Here is a 13,833-nt window from a genome sequence, read left to right on the forward strand (position 1 = left end):
ACAAAACTCCGAAGGGGGATTCGGAGGTCTATGCTACCTTGTTTATATCCGGACATCCAGAATGGATAATTATTACAATTCAGAATGTTACTGTTATTAATCTTCCGGCGAATATGTGCGCTCGCCGGAAAGGAAATATGATTTTAGAAGCTGTAACCGACGACCAGGTAGTAGCCCCAACCGGTAGATTTCACTTCAAACGGGCCTTTGCCGAAATTGAGTTCTGCGCCATCAGCCCATTGGCCGCCGTTGTGGAAATAACGTGCAACGAAAGAGTAGTGCCAGTGGTCGTAGCCCAGCGCCAAAATATGGCTGGAGGCAATGGAGTTGTTCGTGCGGCTTGAATTCGACTTATCACGCAGTTCTGAACCGAAATCGAAATTGGTGAAGCTGATATAAGAGACGTTGCCGCCCATCAGAGAGCCCAGCGGGTAAGAGTATTTTACTTTTACGCGGTAGCCGTCCCACTCATTTTCGTTCGCTGCGCCGTAGTTCTGCCATTGGTATTTGGCATAGCCGTTCAATGAGAGAGACAGATCGGTTCCGGTATCAATATCGGTGCCTAAGCCCATGTACCAGGTGCTCTGGCGTGAACCTCTATTGCGACCCTGATCGTAGATAACGTTATTGGCGATGTACCACTCTTTAAACGGACCGAAGCTGAGGTCAGCCCCCGTCAGTTTATCAATAGAAAAGCGCGGTTCGATCTCGACAAACAGCGGAGAGCCTTTGTCCCAAATGCCGCGACTATCGGGATCACCACCGAAAAATTTAGGTACATCGGCGTAGCCGTAGAAATCGAACCAGTCTTTACGCGCAAATGCTTCGTATTCCAGATAGGTCGTGCTGTTCAACTGCGGTCCGAAGCGCGTATGGGCGCTGCCGACGATGTTAATGCTCTGATGCCACCAGTCTGACAGATATTCGGCTTTATTGTCGTCAGCAAGGGCTGGCGTTGAGCATGACAGAGCGAGTAAGGCACCTGCGGCGAAATTTTTTTTCATGTTAAGTACCATCGTGTTAGACGTTATTTATGTCGTGCGTAAGACCGCAAAATAAGTTTTGGTAATATCTGAAAAAATCAGAAGATAATTTTGTCATGCATTCTAAGTAAAAATAGACGCAATGCACGAAAACGGTTGCCTTTTATTACGCTATTACATTTGTAATGTGATTTTAATCACATAATGGTGTTGGGGATTTTACTTTCATAAAAGGGCATTGGTATTGAGTACAGGCAGAAAGGCGACGGGAATATCACAAAATGAACGGTAAAACCTATTGATACCCGGTTGGATAGATAGGATGGCGTGAAACATGGTATCTTGAATACAAGGACTTTTGGTTCCAATTGTTTTACGCCTGAAATTGACTTTTCGCCTGATTCAGCCGGCTAACGATGCGAGGTTATCGCCGATGCTTTTGGAAAATGGCTGGTTATCCGGCATTACACACACGCCTTCGCCGCATTATGATGGTCGCCCGAATAATGAGGTGCCTTCCTTACTGGTGATTCACAATATCAGTCTGCCGCCCGGTGAGTTTGGCGGTCCGTATATTGATCAACTGTTTACCGCTACTTTGGATCCTACGGCACATCCCTATTTCGCCGATATTTCCCATTTACGCGTAGCAGCCCACTGCCTGATCCGCCGTGACGGACAAATCACACAGTACGTGTCTTTCGATCAGCGAGCTTGGCATGCCGGTGTTTCTGTGTTTGAAGGCCGTGAACGCTGCAATGATTTCTCTATTGGTATCGAGCTGGAAGGGACCGATACGCTGCCCTTTACTATGGCGCAATATCACGCTTTGGCTGCGATTACGCACCTATTAATGCAGGGTTATCCCATCACACAGTCGCGAATTACCGGGCATAGCGATATCGCTCCAGGTCGTAAAACCGACCCCGGCCCGGCGTTTGACTGGGACGGCTATCATCATCTGCTACAACAATATTGGACAGAGAACAAAGGGAGTCTAGACCAATGACGCTGTTTACACTGTTGCTTACGCTGGGATGGGAACGGTTGTTCAAACAGGGGGAGCACTGGCAGATCGATCACCGGCTTGAGGTGGTGTTCCGACATGTTCCACCTCCGTCTTTATTTCAAACGCTATTCCTGACGTTGTGCAGCATGGGTGTGGTGGCTGGCCTGCTGTGGCTAACGAGCGGCATTCTGTTCGGCCTGATTTCTCTTTTGCTGTGGATTGTCATCAGCCTGATGTGCATTGGCGCGGGTGAAATCCGTCAGCACTATCGGCGCTATTTACAGGCGGCGCAGCGCGGCGAGGCGGATGCTAGCCGTGAAATGGCGGCTGAACTGGCGCTGATTCACGGTCTGCCAGTGGGCACGAGCGAAAGTGAGCAATTGAAAGAACTGCAAAACGCATTGCTGTGGATAAACTTCCGGTTCTATTTAGCTCCGCTATTCTGGTTCGTCGTAGCTGGGCCTTATGGGCCGATTACGCTGATGGGATACGCATTTTTACGCGCCAGACAGACCTGGCTAGCACGGCACAACACGCCGCTGGAACGCGCGCAGTCCGGCGTTGATAGCTTGCTGCATTGGCTTGACTGGATTCCTGCTCGTTTGGCTGGTGCTGCTTATGCGCTGCTGGGACACGGCGAAAAAGCGCTGCCAGCCTGGTTCGCATCGCTGGGGGATTCCCGTAGCTCGCAATACTGGGTGTTAACTCAGCTGGCTCAATTTTCTCTGGCGCGTGAATCCCACATCGAGCCAGTAGAAACGCCCAAAGCCGCGGTAACGCTGGCGAAAAAGGTGACGCTGGTGCTTATGGTGGTGGTCGCGCTCCTAACGATATATGGTGCGCTGGTCTGATTCTCCAACAAACGTCCCAACGCACCTATTTCTCATTAACAGACAGTGCGTTGTTCTTCATGAATACGACCCCTGTGCTTAATGTGTAGGCATGATTATTCCTCTCGATAGGGATAAAAGAGCGTATGAAATCGGTTGCAAAAATGGACAAATGGGTCAGGTTGGGGAAAGTGTGATGTGTACTGCAAATATGAAAATGGCCGACAGAGTCGGCCATGGAAAAGCAAGGGGGGAACGCTGAGGCTTAATTCACCTGATTTTTCTTTTTGATAAAGTAGCCCAAGCCCAGAATAATCAGCCAGACAGGGATCAGCATGACGGAAATCTGAATGCCCGGCGTCAGGAACATGATGACCAGTATACCCGCCAGGAACAGCAGGCAAATGTAGTTACCCAGCGGATAAAGCAGCGCTTTAAACTTGGTCACCGTACCTTCTTTATCCTTCTGAGCACGGAATTTCAGGTGCGCCAGGCTGATCATTGCCCAGTTAATCACGAGAGCAGACACAACCAGCGCCATTAATAGCTCGAACGCTTTGCCGGGAATCAGGTAGTTGATCAGCACACACAGCGCCGTCGCCAGTGCGGAGATGCCGATAGCGACAACGGGTACGCCACGGCTATCGACGGTTTCCAGTACTTTCGGCCCATTCCCCTGTTTCGCCAGACCGAACAGCATGCGGCTGTTGCAATAAACACAGCTGTTGTAAACCGACAGCGCTGCTGTCAGTACCACGATGTTTAGTATTGTTGCCACGACATTGCTGTTCAGTTCATGGAAGATCATGACGAACGGACTACCGCCTTCCACCACTTTTCCCCATGGGTAAAGTGACAGTAGGATAGCGAGTGAACCGATGTAGAAGATCAGAATGCGGTAGATAACCTGATTGGTGGCGCGTGGAATGCTTTTCTCTGGGTCATCCGCTTCTGCTGCGGTAATTCCGACCAGTTCGAGGCCACCAAATGAGAACATGATAACAGCCATCGCCATAACCAGACCGAGTCCGCCGTTCGGGAAGAATCCGCCCTGTGCCCACAGGTTGGTTACGGTTGCTTCCGGCCCGCCCGTACCGCTGAGCAGCAGCCATCCCCCAAAGGCGATCATGCCAATAATCGCTGCGACTTTGATGATGGCAAACCAGAACTCCATTTCACCGTAGACTTTGACGTTCGCCAGATTAATGGCGTTAATCAGCAGGAAGAAGACGGCGGCAGATACCCAGGTCGGAATGTCTGGCCACCAGTACTGGACGTAAATCCCTACGGCGCTGAGTTCGGCCATGGCGACCAGAACATACAACACCCAGTAGTTCCATCCAGATGCGAACCCGGCGAAGTCACCCCAGTATTTATACGCAAAGTGGCTGAACGATCCGGCTACCGGTTCTTCCACCACCATCTCACCCAACTGGCGCATAATGAGGAACGCGATCAAACCGCCAATTGCATAGCCCAACAGGACCGATGGCCCAGCCATTTTGATTGTCTGTGCAATACCAAGAAAGAGGCCTGTTCCGACCGCGCCGCCCAAGGCAATCAACTGAATATGACGGTTTTTCAAACCACGCTTTAGCGTGCCGTCCGTTTGTTGATTATCCATCAAATTTAACCCTCTGCCAGTGCAAGTAAAAAATACGCTGTGAACGAACACACGTATTAGTGACTGTACGTTTGTGTAATTTTATTTTTACGGTTCAGTGTTTCTTTAAATAATGAAATACCTACCGTTTGCCAGAGAATAGTGGTAAGCGCGCAAGATTGCACTGATTTCTTATAGTCTGATAATTAAAAACTATCGCCACCTCAAAATTTTTATCTCTCTGTGATGGAACCCTGATGATGAGAAACCAGTGGGGATTTAGGAGGGAATACTTCTTTTGGTTTACTCCCTTTTATTATCTCTTTATCTCCGCGGTAAAAATGGCGCTTACCCGATAGAAGACTTCTGATGGGTGTGCCATCTTTATGAGAATAAAAAATCTAATTTTATGAATAAAAATTCACTTTTTTCGCATTTAAACGGTTCAGCACTGCCTGTTTTACGTTTCAAAAAAGTTAAAATATAGACAGAGGGATTAATGGTCATACCACAGGCGGGCTATCACTTTGCCGCATGTTTTTCGTGCATTTGTTAAAATCTGGTGGGATTGGTGATTTAGCTCAAGGTCCTTATGGACAGAAGGTGAATACTTTGTTACTTTAGCGTCACGTTTTTGAAATTGGTATTACCAATTGACTCCGCGCCATTCGCAGAGAAGAATTCACTATGACATACAGCAAGATCCGTCAGCCCAAACTGTCAGATGTGATTGAGCAGCAGCTGGAGTTTCTGATCCTTGAGGGAACCTTGCGCCCCGGCGAGAAGCTCCCACCAGAGCGCGAACTGGCAAAACAGTTTGATGTTTCCCGCCCTTCTCTGAGAGAAGCCATTCAACGTCTGGAAGCCAAAGGTTTACTTTTGCGCCGTCAGGGTGGTGGTACCTTCGTTCAAGCCAATCTATGGCAAAGCGTCAGCGATCCGCTGGCAGAATTACTGAGCACACATCCCGAATCACAGTTCGATCTTCTGGAAACGCGTCATGCGCTGGAAGGCATTGCTGCCTACTATGCTGCGCTGCGTGGCACAGAGTCGGATTTGCAACGTATCCGGGATTGTCATGCCGTGATTGAGAAGGCGAGGGAAGCGGGCGATCTGGACGCCGAGTCAGAAGCTGTTATGCAGTATCAGGTTGCTGTAACAGAAGCCACACATAATGTGGTTTTACTGCATTTGGTGCGCTGTATGGGGCCGATGCTGGAACAGAACGTGAGGCAGAATTTTGAATTGCTTTATTTGAGCCGTGAAGTGCTGGCTCAGGTTAGCATTCATCGCGCCAGCATTTTTGAGGCGATTGTTGCCCGTGAGCCAGAAAAGGCGCGCGAAGCATCACACCGCCATCTGGCGTTTATTGAGGAAGTATTGCTGGATCTTAACCGGGAACATAGTCGGCGTGAGAGATCGCTGCGTCGGCTCCAGCAACGCAGGGATTGAGCATCCGTACTTTGGAGCTCTGAATGCGGCAATGACGACGATGAGCCTGTCTTCATGCGTTTTGCTTATGGCCAAATATAAGCCAGAATGCAGGAAGACAGGCTCCAATAAACCAACTTATTAGAGAAGATAAGGAATAACCATGTCAGATCGTTTAAATAATGACGTGGATCCGATCGAAACCCGCGACTGGCTGCAGGCGATCGAATCGGTCATCCGTGAAGAGGGTGTTGAGCGCGCTCAGTTCCTGATAGATCAGGTTCTGGGTGAAGCGCGTAAAGGCGGTGTTAGCGTTGCTGCTGGTTCCGCTGCTCGTCAATACATCAACACCATCGCAGTGGAAGACGAACCGGAGTACCCTGGTAATCTGGATCTGGAACGTCGTATTCGCTCAGCAATCCGCTGGAACGCGATCGTGACGGTACTGCGCGCTTCGAAAAAAGATCTGGATCTGGGTGGCCACATGGCTTCTTTCCAGTCTTCCGCCACTTTCTATGAAGTGTGCTTTAACCACTTCTTCCGTGCTCGCACTGCGCAGGACGGCGGCGACCTGGTCTATTTCCAGGGCCACATTTCTCCGGGCGTTTACGCTCGTGCCTTCCTTGAAGGCCGCCTGACAGAAGATCAGATGAACAACTTCCGTCAGGAAGTTCACGGTAACGGCCTGTCTTCTTATCCGCACCCGAAACTGATGCCAGATTTCTGGCAGTTCCCGACCGTATCTATGGGTCTGGGCCCGATTGGTGCTATTTACCAGGCTAAATTCCTGAAGTATCTTGAAAACCGTGGTCTGAAAGATACCTCTAAGCAAACCGTTTATGCCTTCCTGGGTGACGGTGAAATGGACGAACCAGAATCCAAGGGTGCGATCACCATCGCGACTCGTGAAAAACTGGACAACCTGGTGTTCGTTATCAACTGTAACCTGCAACGTCTGGATGGTCCGGTTACGGGTAATGGCAAGATCATCAACGAACTGGAAGGCATCTTCAGCGGCGCTGGCTGGGATGTGATTAAAGTGATGTGGGGTGATCGTTGGGACGAGCTGCTGCGTAAAGATACCAGCGGTAAGCTGATCCAACTGATGGAAGAAACCGTCGACGGTGACTACCAGACCTTCAAATCCAAAAACGGTGCCTATGTGCGTGAGCACTTCTTCGGTAAATATCCGGAGACGGCTGAACTGGTTAAAGACTGGACCGACGATCAAATTTGGTCACTGAACCGTGGTGGTCACGATCCGAAGAAAGTCTACGCTGCACTGAAAAAAGCGCAGGACACCAAAGGCAAACCAACCGTTATTCTGGCGCATACCATTAAAGGTTATGGTATGGGCGACGCGGCGGAAGGTAAGAACATCGCTCACCAGGTTAAGAAAGTTAACATGGATGGCGTGCGCTATTTCCGTGACCGCTTCAACGTGCCAGTTAGCGATGAAAACATCGAACAACTGCCGTACATCACCTTCGATAAAGATTCCGAAGAGTACAAGTATCTGCACGAACGCCGTCAGGCGCTGGGTGGTTACCTGCCGTCTCGTCAGCCAAACTTTGATGAGAAGCTGGAATTGCCAACGCTGGAAGATTTCAGCAGCCTGCTGGAAGAGCAGAACAAAGAAATCTCTACCACTATCGCGTTTGTACGTGCTCTGAACGTGATGCTGAAGAACCAATCTATCAAAGATCGTCTGGTTCCGATCATTGCCGATGAAGCGCGTACCTTTGGTATGGAAGGTCTGTTCCGCCAGATCGGTATTTACAGCCCGAAAGGCCAGCAGTACATCCCGCAGGACCGTGAGCAGGTTGCTTACTACAAAGAAGACCAGAAAGGTCAGATTCTGCAGGAAGGTATCAACGAACTGGGCGCAGGCTCTTCCTGGCTGGCGGCGGCAACGTCTTACAGCACCAACAACCTGCCAATGATTCCGTTCTACATCTACTACTCCATGTTCGGTTTCCAACGTATCGGCGACCTGTGCTGGGCTGCGGGTGACCAACAGGCGCGTGGCTTCCTGATCGGGGGGACTTCCGGTCGTACGACGCTGAACGGTGAAGGTCTGCAACATGAAGATGGCCACAGCCACATTCAGTCTCTGACTATCCCGAACTGTATCTCCTACGATCCGGCGTTCGCCTATGAAGTGGCGGTGATCATGCATGATGGTCTGCACCGCATGTACGGTGAAGCGCAGGAAAACATTTACTACTACATCACCACGCTGAACGAAAACTACCACATGCCTGCGATGCCGCAGGGTGCGGAAGAAGGTATCCGTAAGGGTATCTACAAGCTGGAAACGGTTGACGGTAGCAAAGGTAAAGTTCAACTGCTTGGCTCTGGTTCTATCCTGCGTCACGTACGTGAAGCGGCGCAGATTCTGGCGAAAGACTACGGCGTTGGTTCTGACGTATTCAGCGTAACCTCCTTCACTGAACTGGCGCGTGAAGGTCAGGATTGTGAGCGTTGGAACATGCTGCATCCGACTGAAACACCGCGCGTACCTTACGTGGCTCAGGTAATGAGTGATGCGCCAGCGGTTGCGTCTACTGACTACATGAAGCTGTTTGCTGAGCAAATCCGTAACTTCGTCCCTGCTAGCGATTACCGCGTACTGGGTACTGACGGTTTCGGTCGTTCTGACAGCCGTGAGAACCTGCGTCACCACTTCGAAGTGGATGCGTCTTACGTCGTGGTTGCGGCTCTGGGTGAACTGGCTAAACGCGGTGAAATCGATAAGAAAGTGGTTGCAGATGCCATCACTAAATTCAGCATCGATGCAGATAAAGTTAACCCGCGTCTGGCATAAGAGGTAAAGATTACATGGCTATCGAAATCAACGTACCGGATATCGGTGCAGATGAAGTTGAAGTCACCGAAGTGCTGGTGAAGGTTGGCGACAAAGTTGAAGCTGAACAGTCGCTGATCACGGTTGAAGGTGATAAGGCTTCTATGGAAGTCCCTTCTCCGCAGGCTGGTGTCGTGAAAGAGATTAAAGTCTCTGTCGGTGACAAAGTTGAAACTGGCAAACTGATCATGATTTTCGATTCCGCCGACGGTGCAGCTGACGCTGCACCTGCTAAGGCAGAAGAGAAGAAAGAAGCGGCTCCGGCTGCTGCACCTGCGGCCTCTGAGACAAAAGAAGTCAACGTACCGGATATCGGCGGTGACGAAGTTGAAGTAACTGAAGTGATGGTTAAAGTCGGCGACACCGTTGCTGCTGAACAATCTCTGATCACCGTAGAAGGCGACAAAGCTTCTATGGAAGTTCCGGCACCTTTCGCCGGTACGGTTAAAGAGATCAAAATCAGCAATGGCGATAAAGTCTCTACCGGTTCTCTGATCATGGTCTTCGAAGTTGCGGGCAGTGCGCCTGCGGCCTCAGTAGAGAAAACTGAAGCGGCACCTGCTGCTGCACCAGCGGCCTCTGCGGCGAAAGAAGTTAACGTACCGGATATCGGCGGCGACGAAGTTGAAGTGACGGAAGTGATGGTTAAAGTCGGCGATAAAATCGCGGCTGAGCAATCGCTGATCACCGTTGAAGGCGACAAGGCTTCGATGGAAGTCCCTGCGCCGTTCGCGGGTACGGTTAAAGAAATCAAAATCAGCACCGGCGATAAAGTGAAAACCGGCTCACTGATTATGGTCTTCGAAGTAGAAGGCGCTGCGCCTGCTGCCGCTCCGGCTGCCAAGCAAGAAGCGGCTGCACCGGCTCCGGCGGCAAAATCTGCTGCTGCACCGGCAGCTAAAGCGGAAGGCAAGAGCGAGTTCGCTGAGAACGACGCTTACGTCCACGCGACGCCGGTTATCCGTCGTCTGGCACGTGAATTCGGCGTGAATCTGGCGAAAGTGAAGGGTTCTGGTCGTAAAGGCCGTATCCTGCGCGAAGACGTTCAGGCTTATGTGAAAGATGCCGTGAAACGCGCTGAGTCTGCGCCAACTGCTGCCGCTGGCGGCGGTCTGCCAGGCATGCTGCCATGGCCGAAAGTCGATTTCAGCAAGTTTGGTGAAGTTGAAGAAGTGGAACTGGGCCGTATCCAGAAAATCTCTGGTGCTAACCTGAGCCGTAACTGGGTGATGATCCCGCACGTTACGCACTTCGATAAAACTGATATCACCGATCTGGAAGCGTTCCGCAAACAGCAGAACGTGGAAGCTGAAAAGCGCAAGCTGGACGTGAAGATCACCCCAGTCGTCTTCATCATGAAAGCCGTTGCTGCTGCTCTTGAGCAAATGCCACGCTTCAACAGTTCACTGTCTGAAGATGCTCAACGTCTGACGCTGAAGAAATACATCAACATCGGTGTAGCAGTTGATACCCCGAATGGTCTGGTGGTTCCAGTGTTCAAAGACGTGAACAAGAAAGGTATCGTCGAACTGTCTCGTGAATTGATGGCTATCTCCAAGAAAGCCCGTGACGGTAAGCTGACCGCAGGCGAAATGCAGGGCGGTTGCTTCACTATCTCCAGCCTGGGCGGTATCGGGACTACGCACTTTGCGCCGATCGTCAATGCGCCGGAAGTTGCTATTCTTGGTGTGTCTAAATCTGCGATGGAACCGGTCTGGAATGGTAAAGAGTTCACTCCGCGTCTGATGATGCCGATGTCTCTGTCCTTCGACCACCGTGTCATTGACGGTGCTGATGGTGCTCGCTTCATTACCATCATTAACAATACGTTGTCTGACATCCGCCGTCTGGTGATGTAATCGAAAAGCCGGCCTGACGGCCGGCTTTTTTCTGATAAGCTGTTATTTGTTACAGCGGTCAGTGATCAAGGACAAATCGTTAATCGCTTGTTGTTTCAAAATTGTTAACGATTTTGTAAACTACTGCGGCAAAGACACGTCCCGGTGGAAGAGGGCGTTATTAAAAATACACCCTATGGATTTCGGGTGGCAGGAAGGCGGCAAGGGGCTGAATCTCCGGGAGCTTACTCAAGTAAGTGACTGGAGTGAAGACACGATGCTAACGCACCTGCCACTTGAAAGACGACGGGTGTGACGTCACAGACCCGCCGGAAATCAATTAAGAGGTCATGATGAGTACTGAAATTAAAGCTCAGGTAGTGGTACTTGGTGCCGGCCCCGCAGGTTACTCTGCTGCATTCCGCGCGGCGGATTTGGGTCTGGAAACCGTACTGGTAGAGCGCTACTCCACGCTGGGTGGGGTGTGTCTGAATGTAGGTTGTATTCCTTCCAAAGCCCTGCTGCACGTTGCCAAAGTTATTGAAGAAGCCAAAGCACTGGCGGAACACGGTATCGTGTTCGGTGAACCTAAAACCGACATTGATAAAATCCGTCTGTGGAAAGAAAAAGTCATCAACCAACTGACCGGTGGTCTGGCGGGTATGGCAAAAGGCCGTAAAGTTAAAGTGGTTAACGGTCTGGGCAAATTTACGGGTGCCAACACGCTGGAAGTTGACGGTGAAAACGGCAAAACGACGATCAACTTCGATAACGCGATTATCGCTGCGGGTTCACGTCCGATCCAACTGCCTTTCATTCCTCATGATGACCCACGCGTATGGGATTCTACCGATGCGCTGGAGCTGAAAAACGTCCCAGAGCGTCTGTTGGTAATGGGCGGCGGTATCATCGGTCTGGAAATGGGTACGGTTTACCATGCTCTGGGTTCACAGATCGACGTCGTTGAAATGTTCGAACAAGTGATTCCGGCCGCTGACAAAGATGTCGTTAAGGTTTTCACCAAGCGTATCAGCAAGCAGTTCAATCTGATGCTGGAAACCAAAGTGACGGCAGTAGAAGCCAAAGAAGACGGCATCTATGTGACGATGGAAGGTAAAAAAGCGCCAGCCGAGCCACAGCGTTACGATGCAGTTCTGGTTGCTATCGGTCGTGTACCGAACGGCAAAAGCCTGGATGCAGGTAAAGCGGGTGTGGAAGTTGACGATCGCGGCTTCATCCATGTTGATAAGCAAATGCGCACCAACGTGCCGCACATCTACGCTATCGGCGACATCGTCGGTCAGCCGATGCTGGCGCACAAAGGCGTACATGAAGGTCATGTTGCTGCCGAAGTGATCTCCGGTAAGAAACACTACTTCGATCCGAAAGTGATTCCTTCTATCGCCTATACCGAACCGGAAGTCGCGTGGGTGGGTCTGACTGAGAAAGAAGCCAAAGAGAAAGGCATCAGTTACGAAACCGCGATCTTCCCATGGGCGGCGTCTGGCCGTGCTATCGCGTCCGACTGCGCTGAAGGTATGACCAAACTGATTTTCGACAAAGAAACTCACCGTGTTATCGGTGGTGCGATTGTCGGTACTAACGGTGGTGAACTGTTAGGCGAAATCGGTCTGGCGATCGAAATGGGTTGTGATGCAGAAGATATCGCTCTGACCATCCATGCACACCCGACGCTGCATGAGTCTGTTGGTCTGGCGGCTGAAATCTTTGAAGGCAGCATCACTGACCTGCCGAATGCGAAAGCGAAGAAGAAGTAAGTTGTCGCGCGTTCGATGAATCAGAATCCGGTGCCTTAGGCACCGGATTTTTTTTGCCCGTTAGATGAGGGAAACACCCTCGCACAGAGGAAATCCACCAGTGCCCGCACTTTTGGCGATGGGTGCTTGCTCGCAGGCCACAGCATATGGAAGATGCCGCTGCGTTCCACGTAGTCGCTCAGGATCGGCTGTAGCAACCCCTCTGCCAATTGTTCGCGGATAGAAAAATATGGCAGGTAAGCGATCCCCAGCCCTTGTAGTGCAAAACAGACGCGCGTTTCGATATTGTTGCAGATCATCGACGTAGGCAACTGCAACTCCGGTTCGTTGGGGGCAAGCCTTAGTGCCCATGGCTCCAGCTTGCCGCTGTTGGGAAAGCGATAGTGCAGACAGGCGTGTTGCATCAGGTCGGCAGGTGTCTTCGGCGTTCCGCGACGAGCAAGGTAGTCTGGCGCGGCTACCAGCAGAAAACCGAAGGTGCCCAGCTTACGTGCGGTGAGGCGAGAGTCAACGGGCTCGCCTGTCCGTACTACGACATCGAACCCTTCTTCAATGACATCCACCATGCGGTCGGTGAAGTCCAGATCCAGTTCGATTTCGGGATATTCGCGCATGAAGTCGCCGAGCACGGGGAGCACGAGTGAGCTAACCAACGGCAGGCTTACCCGCAGGCGCCCGCGCGGTGCGGCATTGGTCTGTGACAGTTCCAGCTCGGCTGCCTCGATTTCAGCCAGGATACGTCGGCTACGCGCGAGAAATAGTGAGCCTTCAGCCGTCAGTGTGATGCTGCGGGTACTGCGATGAAACAGCCTCACGCCTAGCTTTTCTTCCAGCCGTGCGACGCTTTTACCTACTGCCGACGCCGATACGCCCAGTAATCGACCCGCCGCAACGAAACTGCGCGTTTCGGCCACCTGCACAAACACCACAAAACCATTCAGGCTGTCCATACTGCTTCCCCATTGCGGATGTTTTGTTCCGTATATCGAGGAACTGTAGCCTACTTTTTCTTTAATTGTCGATTTTCTATCGTAACGGGAACGCTCATTGATGAAAGGAACATGTAGTGATAACTCCCGCATTTCCCCTATGTACCGATGCTCCGTCAGCGCATCTCTCTGCCCAAATTCAGGCTGTTGTTCAACCAGCGTTAGATGATAGGCGTTTTTTTGGTGCCGTCGTGCTGGTCGCGCGTAACGGTGAATTGATTCATCAACAGGCCGCTGGATGGGCTGACCGGGAAAATGCCTGCCCGATGGCGCTGGACGCCATCTTCCGGCTGGCTTCTGTCAGCAAGCCCATCGTGTCCGTAGCGGCGTTGGTGCTTGTGGCGCAAGGTCGGCTCGATCTGGATGAGGATATTACTCGCTGGATGCCAATGTTCCAGCCTCGACTGCTCGGTGGCAGTCCAGCGCGCATTACCGTGCGACAACTACTCAGTCACACCGCGGGTTTAGGCTGCCTGCGTGATGCCGTGTATAGCTCGTTGGAGGTA

9 protein-coding genes and 1 pseudogene are annotated in these 13,833 nt (G+C 51.3%); 7 read left to right on the plus strand and 3 right to left on the minus strand.

Going from position 1 to position 13,833, the window contains the following annotated elements; genetic code table 11:
- Positions 1-143: 143 nt before the first annotated feature.
- Positions 144-1,004, minus strand: coding sequence for a nucleoside-specific channel-forming protein Tsx (locus KP22_RS11070; RefSeq protein WP_039324256.1), 861 nt, complete (start codon positions 1,002-1,004; stop codon positions 144-146).
- 412 nt (positions 1,005-1,416) lie between these two features.
- On the opposite strand from KP22_RS11070, the gene ampD reads away from it, so the two are divergent.
- Both ampD and ampE read left to right on the plus strand, forming a co-directional pair.
- Positions 1,417-1,992 carry a 1,6-anhydro-N-acetylmuramyl-L-alanine amidase AmpD gene (ampD, locus tag KP22_RS11075; RefSeq protein ID WP_039324258.1) on the plus strand — a complete coding sequence of 192 codons (576 nt, stop codon included), beginning with the start codon at positions 1,417-1,419 and terminating at the stop codon, positions 1,990-1,992.
- Entirely contained in the window at positions 1,989-2,843 is an 855-nt protein-coding gene (gene ampE / locus KP22_RS11080; RefSeq protein ID WP_039324261.1) for a beta-lactamase regulator AmpE, read from the plus strand. The genes ampD and ampE overlap by 4 nt, the downstream gene beginning before the upstream one ends.
- 244 nt (positions 2,844-3,087) lie before the next feature.
- Here ampE and KP22_RS11085 read toward each other — a convergent pair whose 3' ends face one another.
- Positions 3,088-4,446 carry an amino acid permease gene (locus tag KP22_RS11085; RefSeq protein WP_039305807.1) on the minus strand — a complete coding sequence of 453 codons (1,359 nt, stop codon included), beginning with the start codon at positions 4,444-4,446 and terminating at the stop codon, positions 3,088-3,090.
- A 666-nt stretch (positions 4,447-5,112) separates the two neighbouring features.
- Between KP22_RS11085 and pdhR the strand changes: the two genes are divergently transcribed.
- The 4 genes from pdhR (at position 5,113) to lpdA (ending at position 12,338) form a co-directional block, all read left to right on the plus strand.
- Positions 5,113-5,877: a pyruvate dehydrogenase complex transcriptional repressor PdhR gene (gene pdhR / locus KP22_RS11090; protein ID WP_039305810.1), complete on the plus strand. Its 765-nt coding sequence runs from the start codon at positions 5,113-5,115 to the stop codon at positions 5,875-5,877.
- A gap of 142 nt (positions 5,878-6,019) precedes the next feature.
- Positions 6,020-8,683: a pyruvate dehydrogenase (acetyl-transferring), homodimeric type gene (aceE, locus tag KP22_RS11095; protein ID WP_039305813.1), complete on the plus strand. Its 2,664-nt coding sequence runs from the start codon at positions 6,020-6,022 to the stop codon at positions 8,681-8,683.
- Positions 8,684-8,697: 14 nt separating this feature from the next.
- On the plus strand, positions 8,698-10,581 hold the full coding sequence (gene aceF, locus KP22_RS11100) for a pyruvate dehydrogenase complex dihydrolipoyllysine-residue acetyltransferase (protein WP_039305817.1): 1,884 nt from the start codon (positions 8,698-8,700) through the stop codon (positions 10,579-10,581).
- Between the two features lie 332 nt (positions 10,582-10,913).
- On the plus strand, positions 10,914-12,338 hold the full coding sequence (gene lpdA / locus KP22_RS11105) for a dihydrolipoyl dehydrogenase (RefSeq protein ID WP_039324264.1): 1,425 nt from the start codon (positions 10,914-10,916) through the stop codon (positions 12,336-12,338).
- A gap of 35 nt (positions 12,339-12,373) precedes the next feature.
- Here the strand turns inward: lpdA and KP22_RS11110 are convergent, their stop codons facing one another.
- Entirely contained in the window at positions 12,374-13,288 is a 915-nt protein-coding gene (locus KP22_RS11110; RefSeq protein ID WP_039324266.1) for a LysR family transcriptional regulator, read from the minus strand.
- Between the two features lie 116 nt (positions 13,289-13,404).
- Between KP22_RS11110 and KP22_RS11115 the strand changes: the two are divergent.
- Positions 13,405-13,797: pseudogene (locus tag KP22_RS11115) on the plus strand (serine hydrolase domain-containing protein); the annotation flags it as partial.
- Positions 13,798-13,833: the final 36 nt, after the last annotated feature.

It is taken from the genome of Pectobacterium betavasculorum (genome assembly GCF_000749845.1).
GTDB classification, from domain to species: domain Bacteria; phylum Pseudomonadota; class Gammaproteobacteria; order Enterobacterales; family Enterobacteriaceae; genus Pectobacterium; species Pectobacterium betavasculorum.